Genomic DNA, 18,201 nt, shown 5'->3' on the forward strand with positions numbered 1-18,201 from the left:
CGCTTAGTTGGCAGCGCGTTTGGCACGGAGCACGCAGCATGACCGAACATAACGTCCGCAACTTCAACATCAATTTCGGACCGCAGCATCCGGCGGCGCACGGCGTTCTTCGTCTTGTCCTGGAGCTTGACGGCGAAATTGTGGAGCGGGTTGATCCGCATATCGGCCTGCTGCATCGCGGCACCGAGAAGCTGATCGAGACCAAGACCTATCTTCAGGCGGTGCCTTATTTCGATCGGCTCGATTACGTCGCGCCGATGAACCAGGAGCATGCCTATGCGATGGCTGTGGAAAAGCTGCTCGGCATCGACATCCCGATTCGCGGACAGCTGATCCGCGTTCTCTATTCCGAAATCGGCCGCATCCTCTCGCATCTGTTGAACGTCACGACGCAGGCCATGGACGTCGGGGCGCTGACGCCGCCGCTTTGGGGCTTCGAAGAGCGCGAAAAGCTGATGGTGTTCTACGAGCGCGCCAGCGGCTCGCGCATGCACGCCGCTTATGTCCGTCCGGGTGGCGTCCATCAGGACCTGCCGGAACAGCTCGTCCAGGATATCGGAGACTGGTGCGATCCCTTCCTCAAGGCGCTCGACGATATCGACAATCTGTTGACCGGCAACCGCATCTTCAAGCAGCGCAACGTCGATATCGGCGTCGTCTCGCTGGAGGATTGCTGGGCCTGGGGCTTCTCCGGCGTCATGGTGCGCGGTTCGGGCGCTGCCTGGGATCTGCGCCGCTCCCAGCCTTACGAATGTTACTCCGATCTCGAATTCGACATTCCGATCGGCAAGAACGGCGACAACTACGACCGCTACCTGATCCGCATGATCGAAATGCGCCAATCGGTCCGCATCATGAAGCAATGCGTCAACCGCCTGCTGTCGGATGCCAAGACCGGTCCTTTCTCGTCGATCGACGGCAAGGTCGTGCCGCCGAAGCGTGGTGAGATGAAGCGCTCGATGGAAGCGCTGATTCACCACTTCAAGCTCTATACCGAAGGCTACCACGTGCCGGCCGGCGAAGTTTACGCCGCGGTCGAAGCGCCGAAGGGCGAGTTCGGCGTCTATCTCGTCTCCGACGGCTCCAACAAGCCCTATCGCTGCAAGATCCGTGCGCCCGGTTATGCGCATCTGCAGGCGATGGACTTCATGTGCCGCGGCCACCAGCTTGCCGACGTCGCGGCCGTGCTCGGCTCGCTCGACATCGTCTTCGGTGAGGTGGACCGCTGATGCAGCGTCTGCCGCTTGCCGTCGCACTTCTTCTTGCGGCATCCGGGGTTTCGGCCCAGGAGACCGATACGCTCGGCACGCCGCTGGGCCGTAAGGAAGTGACGCCGCCGGCGGCGCAAACGTCCATGGGCGATCTTTTGTCCAAGGGCTATCAGATCAAGGCTGCCATCCCGAATGGCAGCAAATTCGTCGTATTTATGCAGAAAGACCAGTCGGCCTATGCCTGCGAAATGCAGTCTTTGACCGCTTCGCGGTGTGGAACCCTAAACTGACAAGGCGTGAGGAAGAATGTCCGTTCGTCGATTAGCCGAAGATCAATTTCAGCCTGCCGCATTCGCTTTCAGCGATGAAAATGCGGTCTGGGCGGACAAGACGATCCAGAAATACCCCGCCGGCCGCCAGCAGTCGGCGGTCATTCCGCTGTTGATGCGGGCGCAGGAGCAGGACGGCTGGGTCACGCGCGCGGCGATCGAAAAGATCGCCGACATGCTCGATATGGCCTATATCCGGGTGCTCGAGGTCGCGACCTTCTATACGCAGTTCCAGCTGCATCCTGTCGGCACCCGCGCCCATGTCCAGGTCTGCGGCACGACGCCCTGCATGCTGCGCGGCTCGGAAGCGCTGATGTCGGTCTGCAAGAGCAAGATCCATGCTCATGCCTTCGAGCGCAATGCCGAGGGCACGCTGTCCTGGGAAGAGGTCGAATGTCTTGGCGCCTGCGTCAACGCCCCGATGGTGATGATCGGCAAGGACACCTATGAGGACCTGACGCCGGCGCGTCTCGAGGAGATCATCGATAGCTTTGCCGCCGGCAATGGCGCGAGCATCAAGCCCGGCACCCAGATCGACCGGATTTTCTCGGCGCCTGAAGGCGGCCCGACTTCGCTGACGACGGAAGAGCCGAAGGCAAGGACGCGGGCCAAGAAGGCCGATGCCGAAAGCATTTCGGCTCCGGTCGACGCCGCTCCGGTTCCGCCCTCAGAGGCTGCCCGCCCGAAGAGCACCGATGCCGAGACCAACGCTGCGCTGAAGACGCCGGCAACGGCGCCGAAGGCGGCTGCCAGGAATGCCAAGGCTGCCGAGCAGCAGCCAGTTTCCGGCACGGCACCTGCCGAACCGGCACCGGTGGCTGCCGCCAAGGCCGAAGCCGCCCCGGCGGCAAAGCCTGCGCCCACCGACAAGAACCGTCCGGCCGGCATCGAAAAGCCCGCCGCGCCGGATGACCTGAAGATGATCTCCGGCGTCGGCCCGAAGATCGAGGCGACGCTGAACGAAATCGGCATCTTCACCTTCTCGCAGGTCGCGGGCTGGAAGAAGGCCGAACGCGAATGGGTCGACGGCTACCTGAACTTCCGCGGCCGCATCGAGCGCGACGACTGGGTCAAGCAGGCCAAGGCGCTCGCCAAGGGCGGCGAAGCGGAATATATCAAGGTGTTCGGCAAGAAGCCGCGGTAAGAGGTGAAGCATGTTACAAGATAAAGACCGCATCTTTACCAACATCTACGGCCTCAAGGACAAGTCCCTGAAGGGCGCGATGAGCCGCGGCCACTGGGACGGCACCAAGCAGATCCTCGAAAAGGGCCGCGACTGGATCATCAACGAGATGAAGGCCTCGGGCCTTCGCGGTCGCGGCGGCGCGGGCTTCCCCACCGGCCTCAAATGGTCCTTCATGCCGAAGGAAAGCGACGGCCGCCCGCATTACCTCGTCGTCAATGCCGACGAATCGGAGCCCGGCACCTGCAAGGACCGCGACATCATGCGCCACGATCCGCATACGCTGATCGAGGGCTGCGTCGTCGCCAGCTTCGCCATGGGCGCCAATGCCGCCTACATCTATGTGCGCGGCGAATATATCCGCGAGCGCGAAGCGCTGCAGGCGGCAATCGACGAATGTTATGATTACGGCCTGCTCGGCAAGAACAACAAGCTCGGCTGGGACATGGACATCTTCGTCCATCACGGCGCCGGCGCCTATATCTGCGGCGAGGAAACCGCGCTGCTCGAAAGCCTCGAGGGCAAGAAGGGCCAGCCGCGCCTGAAGCCGCCATTCCCGGCCAATATGGGCCTCTATGGTTGCCCGACGACTGTTAATAACGTCGAATCGATCGCCGTTGCCCCGACCATCCTGCGCCGCGGCGCCGGCTGGTTCTCGGCCATCGGCCGCCCGAACAATGTCGGCACCAAGCTGTTCATGCTCTCCGGCCACGTCAATAAGCCGTGCACGGTCGAAGAGGAAATGGGCATCACCTTCCGCGAACTGGTCGACCGCCATGCCGGCGGCATTCGCGGCGGCTGGGACAATCTGCTCGCCGTCATTCCGGGCGGCGCATCCTGCCCGATCGTGCCGGCCAAGGACATCATCGACTGCCCGATGGATTTCGACGGCCTGCGCGGCGTCGGCTCTTCCTTCGGCACGGCGGCTGCGATCGTCATGGACAAGTCCACCGACGTCATCAAGGCGATCGCCCGCATCTCCGCCTTCTTCAAGCATGAGAGCTGCGGCCAGTGCACGCCCTGCCGCGAAGGCACGGGCTGGATGTGGCGCGTGATGGAGCGCATGGCTAAGGGCAATGCCCAGAAGCGCGAAATCGACATGCTGTTCCAGGTGACCAAGCAGATCGAAGGCCACACCATCTGCGCGCTCGGCGATGCCGCCGCATGGCCGGTGCAGGGTCTGATCCGTAACTTCCGTCCCGAGATCGAAAAGCGCATCGACCAGTATACGGCAAGCGCGCTCGATCACGGCGCGGTTCTGGAGGCGGCTGAATAATCATGGCGGACAACGCATCGAAGAGTGGAAAGAAGGAAGACGCCGCCGATTTCGCGGCCGGCTTCGGCCGTCTTGCCGCCGAGATGCTGGAAAATGCACGGGCAATGCCGGTGCATCCGCTGATGGCGCATCCGGCCGCTGCCTTTGCTGCTGCAACGGCGATCGGCTTCGGCCTCTCGACGCAGATGGCGGGCGCTTTCTTCGGCGCCTTCCAGAGCGCGCTGGAAACGACCGGCAAGGTCGCCGCCGCCCTCGATGATACGCCGCCGGACGAGCTCGCGCCCGACGTCGAGATCCGACCGGAGAATATTCGCCCTGCCGTCAAGGTTGTCGCCAAGCCGGCGGCCGCGAAGAGGGCAGGGCCGAAATTGACGGTTGTCAGGCCGGTCAGCGAACCGGTGCCGGCAAGCCAGCCGAAGCCGGCTGTGAAGGCAAAACCGGTCGCGCGGGCGAAAAAGGCCGACGATCTGAAGCTGATCGCCGGCATCGGCCCGAAGCTGGAGCAGGTGCTGAACGCCAAGGGCATTCGCAGTTTTGCCGAAGTCGCCGCCTGGAGCGATGAGGACATCGCCCGGCTCGACGCCGAGCTTGGCTTCAACGGCCGCATCGGGCGTGACGACTGGAGCGGCCAGGCGAAAGTTCTGGCCGGGCGGGGCCGTCGGAAAAAATGAACTTTCCGGCCGTGCAATCGGCCGGAAAGATGGGCGGATCGGCGGACGGGCGGGGGCCTCACGCTGCAGAAGCCGATGCGGGTTCCGGACCTGGGACACGCGACAGAGAATTTGGGCGGCATCAGATGTCGGCAGGACGAAAGATCCGGCTTGGCAATGAGACTGTTGCAAAAATAGGTTTGTTTGCCGTCATCAGGCAAACGGGAAACAGGACTGAGCGACGATGGCAAAACTGAAGATTGACGGCAACGAGATCGAAGTTCCGGATCACTACACGCTGTTGCAGGCGTGCGAGGATGCCGGTGCCGAGGTTCCGCGCTTCTGCTTCCATGAGCGCCTGTCGGTTGCCGGCAATTGCCGCATGTGCCTTGTCGAGGTGAAGGGTGGCCCGCCGAAGCCGCAGGCTTCCTGCGCCATGAGCGTACGCGACATCCGCGGCGGCCCGAACGGCGAACTGCCCGAGGTCTTCACCAACACGCCGATGGTCAAGAAGGCCCGCGAAGGCGTGATGGAGTTCCTGCTGATCAACCATCCGCTCGATTGCCCGATCTGCGACCAGGGCGGCGAATGCGACCTGCAGGACCAGGCGATGGCCTTCGGCATCGACACCTCGCGTTATCAGGAAGACAAGCGCGCCGTCGAAGACAAGTATATCGGCCCGCTCGTCAAGACGGTGATGAACCGCTGCATCCACTGCACGCGCTGCGTCCGCTTCACCACCGAGGTCGCCGGCATTTCCGAGCTTGGCCTGATCGGCCGCGGCGAAGATGCCGAAATCACCACCTATCTCGAACAGGCGATGACCTCCGAGCTTCAGGGCAATGTCGTCGATCTCTGCCCGGTGGGTGCGCTGACTTCCAAGCCCTTCGCCTTCACCGCGCGCCCCTGGGAATTGAACAAGACCGAATCGATCGACGTCATGGATGCCGTCGGTTCGGCGATCCGCGTCGACACCCGCGGCCGCGAGGTCATGCGTGTCCTGCCGCGCGTCAACGAGGCGATCAACGAAGAGTGGATCTCCGACAAGAGCCGTTTCATCTGGGACGGCCTGAAGACCCAGCGTCTCGACCGGCCCTATGTCCGCCGCGACGGCCGCTTGCAGCCCGCCACCTGGGCCGAAGCCTTCGGCGCTATCAAGGCCGCCGTCGGCGCCACGTCGGGCGACAAGATCGGCGCGATCGCAGGCGACCTTGCCTCGGTCGAGGAAATGTATGCGCTTTCCGAACTGGTGAAATCGCTCGGATCCGCCAATCTCGACTGTCGCCAGGATGGGGCGGCACTCGATCCGTCGCTCGGCCGTGCAAGCTACCTCTTCAACCCGACCATTTCCGGCATCGACCAGGCCGACGCGCTGCTGATCATCGGCGCCAATCCGCGCTTCGAGGCAGCCATCCTCAACGCCCGCATCCGCAAGCGCTGGCGCCGCGGCAAGTTCCCGATCGGCGTCATCGGCGAGCCAGGCGAACTGCGCTACAGCTATGACTATCTCGGCGGTGGTCCCGACACGCTGAAGGATCTGGTCGACGGCGGCCACGCCTTCGCCGAGGTTCTGAAGAACGCCGCCAAGCCGATGATCATCATCGGCCAGGGCGCGCTGTCGCGCACCGACGGCGCCGGTGTTCTCGCCAGTGCCGCCAAGCTTGCCGGTTCGGTCGGCGCAGTCGTCGAAGGCTGGAACGGCTTTGCCGTCCTCCACACCGCCGCATCGCGCGTCGGCGGCCTCGACCTCGGCTTCGTGCCGGGTGCCAAGGGTGTCAACGCCGCCGAAATGCTGACGGCGATGGATGTGCTCTTCCTGCTCGGCGCCGACGAACTCGACTTCACCGCCAAGAAGGCCAAGCTCACCGTCTATATCGGTTCGCATGGCGACAACGGCGCCCATCATGCCGACGTCATCCTGCCGGCCGCAGCCTATACCGAAAAGTCCGGCACCTGGGTCAACACCGAAGGCCGCGTCCAGATGGGCAACCGCGCAGGCTTTGCGCCGGGCGACGCCCGCGAGGACTGGGCGATCATCCGTGCCCTTTCCGACGTGCTCGGCAAGAAGCTTCCGTTCGATTCGCTGAGCGAATTGCGCGTCCGGCTCTATGCCGCTTTCCCGCATTTCGCCGCCATCGACGAGATCGCCGAAACCGATAGCGCCCAAATTGCCGCAGTTGCGAAAAAAGCCGGCAAGATGAACAAGTCAGGGTTTGCGTCGCCGGTGAAAGACTTCTATTTGACGAACCCGATAGCGCGTGCCTCGGCAGTGATGGCGGAGTGCTCGGCATTGGCCCGCAACAACTTCAAAGTCGCGGCAGAGTAAGGGCAGGGGACTATGGATTCTTTCTTTTCGACCTATGTCTTGCCGGCGATCATCATGATCGGTCAGTCGCTGCTGCTTCTGGTCTGCCTGCTTGTCTTCATCGCCTATGTTCTGCTCGCCGACCGCAAGATCTGGGCGGCCGTGCAGTTGCGCCGCGGCCCGAATGTCGTCGGTCCCTTCGGCCTGTTCCAGTCTTTCGCCGACCTTCTGAAATTCGTCTTCAAGGAGCCGATCATTCCGGCCGGCGCCAACAAGGCGGTGTTCCTGCTTGCTCCGCTGGTGACGGTGCTTCTGGCGCTGTCGACCTGGGCGGTGGTGCCGCTTGCCGACGGCTGGGTGATCGCCAACATCAATGTCGGCATCCTTTACATCTTCGCGATCTCCTCTCTCGAGGTTTACGGCATCATCATGGGCGGCTGGGCTTCGAACTCGAAGTATCCGTTCCTCGGTGCGCTGCGCTCGGCGGCGCAGATGGTGTCCTATGAAGTCTCGATCGGCTTCGTCATCGTCACGGTGCTTCTCTGCGTCGGTTCGCTGAACCTGACCGATATCGTCAATGCGCAGCATACCGGCCTCGGCACCATGCTCGGCCTGCCGGCATCGTTCCTCGACTGGCACTGGCTGTCGCTTTTCCCGATGTTCATCATCTTCTTCATTTCGGCGCTCGCCGAAACGAACCGTCCGCCCTTTGACCTTCCGGAAGCAGAATCGGAACTCGTTGCCGGCTTCATGGTCGAATACGGCTCCTCGCCATACATGATGTTCATGCTCGGCGAATATGCGGCCGTCTGCCTGATGTGTTCGCTGACGACGATCCTCTTCCTCGGCGGCTGGCTGCCTCCGGTCGACATCTGGATCCTCAACTGGGTCCCGGGCATCATCTGGTTCATGCTGAAGGCCTGCTTCGTGTTCTTCATGTTCGCGATGGTCAAGGCTTTCGTCCCGCGCTACCGCTACGACCAGCTCATGCGCCTCGGCTGGAAGGTCTTCCTGCCGCTGTCGCTCGCCATGGTCATCATCGTTGCATTCGTGCTGAAGCTGATGGGATGGGCATGATGACGCCCTCTCTCGTTTCCGGCAAAATTGGAGGTTGAAGATGGGAAGCTTGTCCAGCTCCATCAGCTCGCTGTTCCTCAAGGAATTCTTCGGCGCGTTCTTTCTGTCGATGCGCTATTTCTTCCGCCAGAAGGCGACGATCAACTATCCCTTCGAAAAGGGACCGGTTTCCCCGCGGTTCCGTGGTGAGCATGCGCTGCGCCGTTATCCGAACGGCGAGGAACGCTGCATCGCCTGCAAACTCTGCGAGGCGATCTGTCCTGCCCAGGCCATCACCATCGAGGCCGGCCCCCGCCGCAACGACGGCACCCGCCGCACGGTGCGCTACGACATCGACATGGTGAAGTGCATCTATTGCGGCTTCTGCCAGGAGGCCTGCCCGGTCGATGCGATCGTCGAGGGCCCGAATTTCGAATTTGCGACGGAAACCCGCGAAGAGCTCTATTTCGACAAGGCGCGCCTTCTCGACAACGGAGACCGTTGGGAGCGTGAAATCGCCCGTAACATTGCGATCGACTCGCCGTACCGCTGATCGAGTTTTGAAATGCCGCGAGGGAGCTTCGCTGCTCCGGTCGCGGTCAATATGCACAGGAGCTTTGCCGGTCAGCCGCGCAAACTCTATCGGGCAGAAAAACTCCCGGCTGCCCGGGGGAAGATGAAAAAGGCACCAACATGGGTCTGCAGGCTCTATTTTTCTATCTTTTCGCCTTTGTCGCGGTGGCGTCGGCGTTCATGGTCATCTGGGCGAAGAACCCGGTCCACTCGGTTCTGTTCCTGATCCTGGTGTTCTTCAATGCGGCCGGCCTCTTCCTGCTGCTCGGTGCCGAATTCCTGGCGATGATCCTGCTCGTCGTCTATGTCGGCGCCGTCGCCGTGCTCTTCCTCTTCGTGGTGATGATGCTCGATATCGACTTCACCGAGCTCAGGGCAGGGGTTCTCGAATATGCGCCGATCGGCGGCTTGATCGGGATCATTCTCGCAGCCGAGCTGATCGTCGTCATCGGCGGCAGCGTCATCTCGCCCGAGATCGCCAAATCCGTCGCCATGCCGATCCCGGCGCTCAGCGAGCGCACGAATACGGCCGCTCTCGGCGACGTGCTCTACACCAACTACGTCTATTTCTTCGAGATCGCCGGTCTGGTGCTGCTGGTCGCGATGATCGGCGCGATCGTGCTGACGCTGCGGCACCGCACCAATATCAAGCGGCAGAATATCCCGAGGCAGGTTGCCCGCACGCCCGCCACCGCCGTCGAGGTGGTGTCGGTCAAGCCCGGGCAGGGCGTTTAAGGCAGGTCAAGGAACAAAGAACATGGTCATCGGACTTTCCCACTACCTGACGGTCAGCGCCATCCTCTTCACGCTCGGCGTCTTCGGCATCTTCCTGAACCGGAAGAACGTCATCGTCATCCTGATGTCGGTCGAACTGATCCTGCTCGCCGTCAACATCAACATGGTCGCCTTCTCCTCCTTCCTGAACGACATCGTCGGCCAGGTCTTCGCGCTGTTCATCCTGACGGTCGCGGCTGCCGAAGCGGCGATCGGTCTTGCAATTCTCGTTGTCTTCTACCGCAACCGCGGCTCGATCGCGGTCGAAGACGTCAATATGATGAAGGGCTGAGTGGCTCATGTTCCTCTATAAGGCTATCGTCTTTCTTCCCCTGATCGGTGCGATCGTCGCCGGCCTGTTCGGCCGCGCCATCGGCGCCAAGGCTTCGGAATATGTCACCAGCGGCCTGATGATCATCGCCGCCATCCTCTCCTGGATCGTGTTCTTCACCGTCGGCATGGGTCATGCCGAAGGCGGCCCGATCAAGGTCGAGGTGCTGCGCTGGATCCAGTCGGGCGGCATCGACGTCTCCTGGTCGCTGCGCGTGGATACGCTGACCTCCGTCATGCTGATCGTCGTCAACACGGTCTCGACGCTGGTTCACGTCTATTCGATCGGTTACATGCACACCGATCCGCATCGCCCGCGCTTCTTTGCCTATCTCTCGCTCTTCACCTTCGCCATGCTGATGCTGGTGACGGCCGACAATCTGGCGCAGATGTTCTTCGGCTGGGAAGGTGTCGGTCTCGCCTCCTATCTGCTGATCGGCTTCTGGTTCAAGAAACCGTCGGCAACGGCTGCGGCGATGAAGGCCTTCATCGTCAACCGCGTCGGCGACTTCGGCTTCGTGCTCGGCATTGCCGGCGTCTTCGTGCTGTTCGGTTCGATCAACTTCGACACGATCTTCGCCAATGCCTCGAACTTCGCCCCGCATGAAGGCGGCGGCGAGGCGAGTGAAGTCATCCTCAACCTCTTCGGCATGCAGCTCGACAAGGCGCATGCGCTGACCGGCGTCTGCCTGCTGCTGTTCATGGGCGCCATGGGCAAGTCGGCGCAGTTCCTGCTGCACACATGGCTGCCCGACGCCATGGAAGGCCCGACCCCGGTCTCGGCCCTCATCCATGCCGCCACCATGGTCACCGCCGGCGTCTTTCTCGTCGCCCGCATGTCGCCGCTCTTCGAACTGTCGCCGGATGCGCTCGTCGTCGTCACCGTGATCGGTGCGATCACCGCCTTCTTCGCGGCGACCGTCGGCCTGGTGCAGAACGACATCAAGCGCGTCATCGCCTATTCCACCTGCTCGCAGCTCGGCTACATGTTCGTGGCGCTCGGGGTAGGGGCCTATGGCGCGGCGATCTTCCATCTGTTCACGCACGCTTTCTTCAAGGCGCTGCTGTTCCTTTGCGCCGGCTCGGTCATCCATTCCGTCGATGGTGAGCAGGACATGCGCTACATGGGCGGCCTGTATCCGCATATCAAAGTTACCGGCATCCTGATGATCATCGGCACGCTGGCGATCACCGGCGTCGGCATTCCGTTTACGCCGATCGGTTTTGCCGGCTTCTTCTCCAAGGACGTGATCATCGAGGCGACCTATGCTTCGCATTCGCCGGTTGCAGGCTTTGCCTTCTCGCTGCTGGTCATCGCGGCTCTGTTTACGAGCTTCTATTCCTGGCGCCTGATCTTCATGACCTTCTTCGGCAAGCCGCGCGCTTCGCATGAGGTCATGCACCACGTCCATGAGTCGCCGCAGGTCATGCTGGTGCCGCTTTATCTCCTGGCGATCGGCGCCGTGTTTGCCGGCGTGATCTTCGAAGGCCGGTTCTATGGCGAGGAGTATGCCGAGTTCTGGAAGGGCGCGCTGTTTACTGGCGCCGAGAACGAACTCGTCGAACAGTTCCATCATGTGCCGGCGCTCGTGGGCCTGAGCCCCTTCATCGCCATGCTGCTCGGCTTCGTCACCGCCTGGTACATGTATATCCGTTCGCCGCAGACGCCGCGCACCCTCGCCAGGCAGCACCGTGTTCTCTACCAGTTCCTGCTGAACAAGTGGTACTTCGACGAACTCTATGACTTCCTCTTCGTCCGCACCGCCAAGGCGCTCGGCCGCTTCCTGTGGAAGAAGGGTGATGTCGGCGTCATCGACACTTACGGCCCGAACGGCGTGGCCGCCCGCGTCGTCGCCGTCACCGACCGCGTCGTCCGCCTGCAGACCGGTTACCTCTATCACTACGCCTTCGCCATGCTGATCGGCATTGCGGCGCTTGTTACCTGGATGATGCTCGGGAGTTCCTTCTGATGACCGATTGGCCTATTCTTACAACGGTCACCTTCCTGCCGCTCGTCGGCGTGGTGCTCCTGCTATTGATGAACGGCGAGAGCGAAACCGGCCGCAAGAACGTGCTGTGGATCTCGCTGATCACCACCGTCTTCACCTTCGTCGTCTCGCTCTTTATCTGGATCGGCTTCGACAATGCCAATCCGGGTTTCCAGATGCTCGAAAAGCATGACTGGCTCGGCACCGGCATCGGCTACCATCTCGGCGTCGACGGCATCTCGTTGCTGTTCGTCATCCTCTCGACCTTCCTCATGCCCTTCTGCGTGCTGGCGAGCTGGCTGTCGATCGAGAAGCGCCTGAAGGAATATATGATCGCCTTCCTCATCCTCGAAACGATGATGGTCGGTGTCTTCGTCTCGCTCGATATCGTGCTCTTCTACGTCTTCTTCGAGGCGGGCCTCATTCCGATGTTCCTGATCATCGGCGTCTGGGGCGGCAAGGACCGGGTCTACGCGAGCTACAAGTTCTTCCTCTATACGCTGCTCGGCTCGGTGCTGATGCTGCTCGCCATCATGGCGATGTACTGGCAGGCCGGCACCACCGATATCACCGCGCTGCTCGCCTACAAGTTCCCGCCGGCGCTGCAGACCTGGCTATGGCTTGCCTTCTTCGCCTCCTTTGCGGTGAAGATGCCGATGTGGCCGGTTCATACCTGGCTGCCCGATGCCCACGTTCAGGCGCCGACGGCAGGCTCGGTGATCCTGGCCGGCGTGCTCCTGAAGCTCGGCGGCTACGGTCTGATCCGCTTCTCGCTCGGCATGTTCCCGGTCGCGTCAGATTATTTCGCACCCTTCGTCTTCGCGCTGTCGGTCATCGCCATCATCTACACCTCGCTGGTGGCGATGATGCAGGACGATATCAAGAAGCTGATCGCCTATTCCTCGGTGGCGCACATGGGCTATGTCACCATGGGCATTTTCGCCGCCAACATGCAGGGTGTTCAGGGCTCGATCTTCCAGATGCTCTCGCACGGCATCGTCTCCGGCGCGCTCTTCCTTTGCGTCGGCGTCGTCTACGACCGCACCCACACCCGCGAGATCAACGCCTATGGCGGCCTCGTCAACAACATGCCGAAATATGCCGTCGCCATGATGGTCTTCACCATGGCCAATGTCGGGCTTCCCGGCACCTCGGGCTTCATCGGTGAATTCCTGACGCTGCTGGGTGTCTTCCGGGTCAACACCTGGGTCGCGCTCTTTGCCGCCACCGGCGTCATCCTCTCGGCCGCCTATGCGCTCTGGCTTTATCGCCGGGTGATCTTCGGCGCGCTCGAGAAGGAAAAGCTGAAGGCGCTGCTCGATCTTTCCAGACGCGAACAGCTTATCCTCTACCCGCTGGTCGCACTGACCATCTTCTTCGGCGTTTACCCGGCCCCGGTCTTCGATGCGACGGCCGCCTCGGTGGATCTGCTGGTCAACAACTACACGGCCGCCGTGCACGCAGCGCAGAATATTGCGCTGTCTATGAATTGATGACGGGACTTATCGGACATGACCGCTGAAACAATTCTCCTCAGTCTGCATCTTTCCGCGCCGGAGCTCATCCTCGCGGTCGGCGCCCTTGTCCTGTTGATGGTCGGCGTCTTCTCAGGCGAGCGGTCTGGCCTCGTCGTCACTGGCCTGGCCATCGTTCTGCTGCTTGCCGCCGGCCTGTGGCTGCTCTTCGTGCCGGCGGAAGGCCTTGCCTATGGCGGCGTCTACATGGCCGACGGCTTCTCGCGCTTCATGAAGCTGGTAGCGCTCATCGGTTCGCTGGTCGCCCTGTTCATGACGATGGGTCACGCCCGCGAAAACCAGCTCGACAAGTTCGAGTTCCCGGTTCTTCTGGTGCTGGCGACCCTCGGCATCCTGCTGATGATCTCGGCCAACGACCTGATTTCGCTCTATCTGGCGCTGGAACTGCAGTCGCTGGCGCTCTATGTCGTCGCCGCGATCAACCGCGACAGCCTGAAGTCGACCGAAGCCGGCCTGAAATATTTCGTCCTCGGCGCGCTTTCCTCCGGCATGCTGCTCTACGGCATGTCGCTGGTCTATGGCTTCACCGGCCACACCCACTTCTCCGAGATCGCCCAGGCGCTCTCCGTCGAGGGTGCGCGTTCGCTCGGTCTGATCTTCGGCCTGGTCTTCATCCTCGCCGGCATCGCCTTCAAGATCTCGGCCGTTCCCTTCCATATGTGGACGCCTGACGTCTATGAAGGCGCGCCGACGCCGGTCACCGCCTTCCTGGCCGCAGCCCCCAAGGTTGCCGCAATGGCAATGATGACCCGCATCGTCATCACCGCCTTCCAGCCGGTTCTGGCCGACTGGCAGCAGGTCGTGGTCTTCATCTCGATCGCCTCGATGCTGCTTGGCTCCTTTGCCGCGATCGGCCAGAAGAACATCAAGCGGCTGATGGCCTATTCGTCGATCGGCCACATGGGTTACGCGCTGGTCGGCCTTGCCGCCGGCAACCAGACCGGTGTCTCCGGCGTCATGCTTTACATGGTCATCTATATGGTCATGACCCTCGGCACCTTTGCGATCATCATGTCGATGCGCCGCAAGGACGGCACCGTCGTCGAGGAGGTCAACGATCTCGCCGGCCTCTCCACCACCAACCCGTTCATGGCGGTGGTGCTGACGGCGCTGATGTTCTCGCTCGCCGGCATCCCGCCGCTCGCCGGCTTCTTCGCCAAGTACTTCGTCTTCGTCGCGGCTATCGAAGCCAAGCTTTATGCGCTCGCCATCATCGGCGTTCTCGCCTCGGTCGTCGGCGCCTATTATTATCTGCGCGTCATCAAGCTGATGTGGTTCGATGAGGCGACCGGCGAATTCGCCCGTGTCTCCGGGTCGTTGCGCCTGGTCTTCGGTCTTTCCGGTCTCTTCGTCACCGCCTATGTCCTGATCGGCGGCCCGATCGGCGGCGCGGCGGAGCTTGCAGCCGCGACGCTCTTTTGATGGTTTCCGACGGACGACGCCGGATATCGCTCGGCGATTTCAGGCACGAGGCTCTGTCGGAAACGTCGTCCACCAACAACGAATGCCTCGCCCGGGCTCGGGCGGGCGACGGCGGTAATCTCTGGGTGACGGCCGAACGCCAGACCGGCGGCCGCGGCCGCCGCGGCCGGCTCTGGGTGTCCGAACGCGGCAATCTCTACGCCTCTCTATTGCTGATCGATCCGGCGCCGATGGAGTGCCTGAGTTCCCTGCCGCTTGCCGTCGCCGTTGCCGTGCACCAGGCGATCCGCCAGGTGCTGCCGCCGGGCGCCGAGCCGCTTGAGGTCAAATGGCCGAACGATATCCTCATCGGCCGTAAGAAGACCTGCGGCATTCTCGTCGAAGGCGAGAGGCTGCCGGACGGCCGTTACGCCCTGATCGTCGGTATCGGCATCAATGTCTCGGTCATGCCGGATAATCCGCTCTACCCCGTCACCTGCTTGCGTCAGCATGCAAGTGCGGCGTCGCCGGAGGAACTCTTCGCCCATCTCTTCGCGGCGATGGCGGATGTGCTTGATCAATGGGATGAAGGCCGCGGTATTGCCGAGATCACCGCACGCTGGCGCGCCATCGCCTGCGGCATCGGCGAAAAGATCACGGTGAATTTGCCGGACCGATCGATTTCCGGACAATTCGCCGGAATTGATGATAATGGCTTGTTGATGCTCGATACCGGCACTGGCAGGATAATGCCCATTGCTGCCGGTGATGTGTTTTTTGGATAGCGGAAAAAACGAAAATTATGGCGAAACAGGACGAATTGGTATTCCTGCCTCTGGGCGGCGTTGGCGAGATCGGCATGAATCTCGCTCTTTATGGCTACGGCCCGCCCGAGCATCGCCAATGGATCATGGTCGATTGCGGCGTCACCTTTCCCGGCCCCGACCTGCCGGGCGTCGACCTCGTGCTGCCCGATATCCGCTTCCTCGCCAGTGAGCGCAAGAACCTCAAGGCGATCATCATCACCCATGCGCATGAAGACCATTATGGCGCGCTCGCCGATCTCTGGCCGGGCCTGAATGTGCCGGTCTATGCCTCGGGCTTTACCGCTGGTCTGCTCGAAGCCAAGCGCAATTTCGAAAAGGCCAGGATCGGCGAAGTGCCGGTGACGCCGTTCAAGGCAGGCGACACGATCAATGTCGGCCCCTTCAGCATCGAAGGCGTGGCCGTCAACCATTCAATCCCCGAGCCGATGTCGCTGATGATCCGCACGCCGGTCGGCAACGTCATCCATACCGGCGACTGGAAGATCGACCACGAGCCCTCGCTCGGCCCGTTGACCGATGAGACGCGGTTCCGCCAGCTCGGCGACGAGGGCGTTCTGGCGCTGATGTGCGATTCTACCAATGCGCTGCGCGACGGTGTTTCGCCCTCCGAAAAGGATGTCTCGGAAAGCCTGCGCAAGATTATCGAGGATGCCGAGGGCCGGGTGGCGATCACCACCTTCTCGTCGAATGTCGGGCGCATCCGCACCGTTGCCGAAGCTGCCGAGGCGGCCGGCCGCGAAGTGCTGCTGCTCGGCAGCTCGCTGAAGCGCGTCGTCGACGTCGCCCAGGATATCGGCTTGATGGAGGGCGTAAAACCCTTCATCTCCGAGGAGGAATACGGCTACATCCCGCGCGACAAGGTCGTCGTCATCCTGACCGGCAGCCAGGGCGAGGCGCGGGCAGCGCTTGCCAAGCTCTCCCGCGACGAGATGCGCAATGTTGCCTTTGCGGCGGGCGATATCGTCGTCTTTTCCTCCCGCGCCATTCCCGGCAATGAGAAGGCGATCCAGGACATCAAGAACGGCCTTGTCGAGCAGGGCGTGCACATCATCACCGATACCGAGGCGCTGGTTCATGTTTCCGGCCACCCCCGCCGCAACGAGCTGCAGCGGATGTACGAGTGGACGCGGCCGAAGATCGTCGTGCCGGTGCATGGTGAGGCGACGCATCTGACGGCGCATAAGGAACTTGCCGAGCAATCCGGCATCGCCCTGGTGCCGCGCGTGCGCAACGGCGATATCCTGCGGCTGGCGCCCGGTCCCGCCGAGGTGATCGGCCAGGCGCCGCATGGCCGCATCTACAAGGACGGCTCGTTGATCGGCGATTTCGACGAGATGGGGATCGGCGAGCGCAAGAAGCTCTCCTATGTCGGCCATGTCGCGGTCAGCGTCGTGCTCGACGCGCGTTATGACATCGTCGGTGATCCCGATCTCGTTTCGATCGGCCTGCCTGTTTATGACGACGAGGGCGAGGAGATGGAAGATACGCTCTTCGATGCGGCGATCAGTGCCATCGAAAGCATTCCGCGCGCCCGCCGCAAGGATATCGACATGGTGCAGGAGGCGGTGCGCCGCGCCATCCGCGCCGCGGCAAACCATGCCTGGGGCAAGAAGCCGGTTGTCACCGCCTTCGTCACCAAGGTCTGATCATGCTCGGCCGGGTAAACCACATCGCCATCGCCGTTCCCGATCTGGCAGCGGCGACCGCCGCCTATCGCGACATGCTGGGTGCTGCCGTATCGCAGCCGCAGGCTCTGCCGGAGCACGGCGTCACCGTCGTCTTCGTCGAATTGCCGAACACCAAGGTCGAATTGCTGCAGCCGCTTGGGGAAACCTCGCCGATCGCAACCTTCCTCGAAAAGAACCCCTCCGGCGGCATGCACCATATCTGTTATGAGGTGGACGATATCCTGCTTGCACGTGACCGGCTGGTCGCGGCCGGGGCGAGGGTGCTCGGCGACGGCCAGCCGAAGACCGGCGCGCATGGCAAGCCGGTGCTTTTCCTGCACCCCAAGGATTTCTTCGGCACGCTGATCGAACTCGAACAGGCGTGAAGCCTGCGGCAGAATGCCCTCTAGGCGGCCACACGCTTCATCGGCTTTGAGTTGGCTGCCATTCCGCCGTATAAGGGCCGAACTGGAAGTGACAGAACGTCTGTCGCATGCTGTCGGCGCGACACTATCGGGAACCCCAATGCTTCAGATTTTTCTTCAGGGATTTGCCGTCTATTTCATCATTTGGTGGATGACGCTTTTCGCTGTCCTGCCGATCGGTCTGCGCACCCAGGCTGAGGACAATGACGTCGTGCTCGGCACTGTTCCGAGCGCGCCGAGCCGCTTTCGAGCCGTCTTCACCTTTTCGCTGACGACGCTGATTTCCGCTCTGATCTACGGCACCTGGTATGTCTGCGACACCTATTTCGGCTGGGGCTTCGATGCCCTTCCACAACTCGGGCCGAGCTTCTATTAAGATCAAACTTTTGCCCAAACTTTGGGCATATGTATATCATTAAAAAGCGACCTTCGTCATACCAGCGTCATGCTGTTGCGGCAAAGAGCTGCCGTAACGGAATGAGGATCATTCCCTTACGAAAGTTGGCTGGATTTTTAGGGGCGGATGAAGCCGAAAAGCCAAAAAAAAACAAGGCTAAAAGCCTTGTTTTAAGTATCGCGTGATCTGTAACCGTTGCCGGGGCAGCGACGAGCGCGCCTAAGATCTGATCCTCCCAAGACTTGACCGCGAATTCGGCAAGAATTTATCCTTC

General features: G+C 61.8%; 17 protein-coding genes. All 17 read left to right on the forward strand.

The window, feature by feature from the left end; translation table 11 throughout:
- Positions 1–38: 38 nt before the first annotated feature.
- The 17 genes from CO657_RS06350 (at position 39) to CO657_RS06430 (ending at position 17,906) form a co-directional block, all read left to right on the forward strand.
- On the forward strand, positions 39–1,229 hold the full coding sequence (locus tag CO657_RS06350) for an NADH-quinone oxidoreductase subunit D (RefSeq protein ID WP_003587279.1): 1,191 nt from the start codon (positions 39–41) through the stop codon (positions 1,227–1,229).
- Positions 1,229–1,501, forward strand: coding sequence for a hypothetical protein (locus CO657_RS06355; protein ID WP_003587278.1), 273 nt, complete (start codon positions 1,229–1,231; stop codon positions 1,499–1,501). The genes CO657_RS06350 and CO657_RS06355 overlap by 1 nt, the downstream gene beginning before the upstream one ends.
- 16 nt (positions 1,502–1,517) lie before the next feature.
- A complete protein-coding gene (locus CO657_RS06360) occupies positions 1,518–2,684 on the forward strand; it encodes an NADH-quinone oxidoreductase subunit E (RefSeq protein WP_054181874.1) in 1,167 nt (388 codons plus the stop codon).
- 10 nt (positions 2,685–2,694) lie between these two features.
- Positions 2,695–3,999, forward strand: coding sequence for an NADH-quinone oxidoreductase subunit NuoF (gene nuoF, locus CO657_RS06365; RefSeq protein WP_003558451.1), 1,305 nt, complete (start codon positions 2,695–2,697; stop codon positions 3,997–3,999).
- 2 nt (positions 4,000–4,001) lie between these two features.
- A complete protein-coding gene (locus tag CO657_RS06370) occupies positions 4,002–4,670 on the forward strand; it encodes an NADH-ubiquinone oxidoreductase (RefSeq protein ID WP_054181875.1) in 669 nt (222 codons plus the stop codon).
- Positions 4,671–4,893: 223 nt separating this feature from the next.
- Positions 4,894–6,975 carry an NADH-quinone oxidoreductase subunit NuoG gene (nuoG, locus tag CO657_RS06375; RefSeq protein WP_054181876.1) on the forward strand — a complete coding sequence of 694 codons (2,082 nt, stop codon included), beginning with the start codon at positions 4,894–4,896 and terminating at the stop codon, positions 6,973–6,975.
- 12 nt (positions 6,976–6,987) lie between these two features.
- Positions 6,988–8,031: an NADH-quinone oxidoreductase subunit NuoH gene (nuoH, locus tag CO657_RS06380; protein ID WP_003587271.1), complete on the forward strand. Its 1,044-nt coding sequence runs from the start codon at positions 6,988–6,990 to the stop codon at positions 8,029–8,031.
- Between the two features lie 40 nt (positions 8,032–8,071).
- Positions 8,072–8,563 (forward strand): NADH-quinone oxidoreductase subunit NuoI, encoded by a 492-nt coding sequence (gene nuoI, locus CO657_RS06385; RefSeq protein ID WP_003587270.1) that lies wholly within the window; start codon positions 8,072–8,074, stop codon positions 8,561–8,563.
- 140 nt (positions 8,564–8,703) lie between these two features.
- On the forward strand, positions 8,704–9,318 hold the full coding sequence (locus CO657_RS06390) for an NADH-quinone oxidoreductase subunit J (protein ID WP_003573901.1): 615 nt from the start codon (positions 8,704–8,706) through the stop codon (positions 9,316–9,318).
- A 22-nt stretch (positions 9,319–9,340) separates the two neighbouring features.
- Positions 9,341–9,649 carry an NADH-quinone oxidoreductase subunit NuoK gene (gene nuoK, locus CO657_RS06395; protein WP_003587269.1) on the forward strand — a complete coding sequence of 103 codons (309 nt, stop codon included), beginning with the start codon at positions 9,341–9,343 and terminating at the stop codon, positions 9,647–9,649.
- A gap of 7 nt (positions 9,650–9,656) precedes the next feature.
- Positions 9,657–11,657 carry an NADH-quinone oxidoreductase subunit L gene (nuoL, locus tag CO657_RS06400; RefSeq protein ID WP_054181877.1) on the forward strand — a complete coding sequence of 667 codons (2,001 nt, stop codon included), beginning with the start codon at positions 9,657–9,659 and terminating at the stop codon, positions 11,655–11,657.
- On the forward strand, positions 11,657–13,168 hold the full coding sequence (locus tag CO657_RS06405; RefSeq protein WP_054181878.1) for an NADH-quinone oxidoreductase subunit M: 1,512 nt from the start codon (positions 11,657–11,659) through the stop codon (positions 13,166–13,168). Before nuoL ends, CO657_RS06405 begins: the two co-directional genes overlap by 1 nt.
- Positions 13,169–13,186: 18 nt before the next feature.
- On the forward strand, positions 13,187–14,632 hold the full coding sequence (gene nuoN, locus CO657_RS06410) for an NADH-quinone oxidoreductase subunit NuoN (RefSeq protein ID WP_003587266.1): 1,446 nt from the start codon (positions 13,187–13,189) through the stop codon (positions 14,630–14,632).
- Positions 14,632–15,396, forward strand: coding sequence for a biotin--[acetyl-CoA-carboxylase] ligase (locus tag CO657_RS06415; protein ID WP_054181879.1), 765 nt, complete (start codon positions 14,632–14,634; stop codon positions 15,394–15,396). The genes nuoN and CO657_RS06415 overlap by 1 nt, the downstream gene beginning before the upstream one ends.
- 17 nt (positions 15,397–15,413) lie before the next feature.
- Entirely contained in the window at positions 15,414–17,084 is a 1,671-nt protein-coding gene (locus tag CO657_RS06420; protein WP_003587263.1) for a ribonuclease J, read from the forward strand.
- A gap of 2 nt (positions 17,085–17,086) precedes the next feature.
- Positions 17,087–17,491: a methylmalonyl-CoA epimerase gene (gene mce, locus CO657_RS06425; RefSeq protein WP_003587261.1), complete on the forward strand. Its 405-nt coding sequence runs from the start codon at positions 17,087–17,089 to the stop codon at positions 17,489–17,491.
- Between the two features lie 139 nt (positions 17,492–17,630).
- Positions 17,631–17,906, forward strand: a complete 276-nt coding sequence (locus tag CO657_RS06430; RefSeq protein WP_003587260.1) for a DUF1467 family protein — start codon at positions 17,631–17,633, stop codon at positions 17,904–17,906.
- Positions 17,907–18,201 lie beyond the last annotated feature (295 nt).

Origin of the sequence: Rhizobium acidisoli (genome assembly GCF_002531755.2) — a bacterium.
Taxonomy (GTDB): domain Bacteria; phylum Pseudomonadota; class Alphaproteobacteria; order Rhizobiales; family Rhizobiaceae; genus Rhizobium; species Rhizobium acidisoli.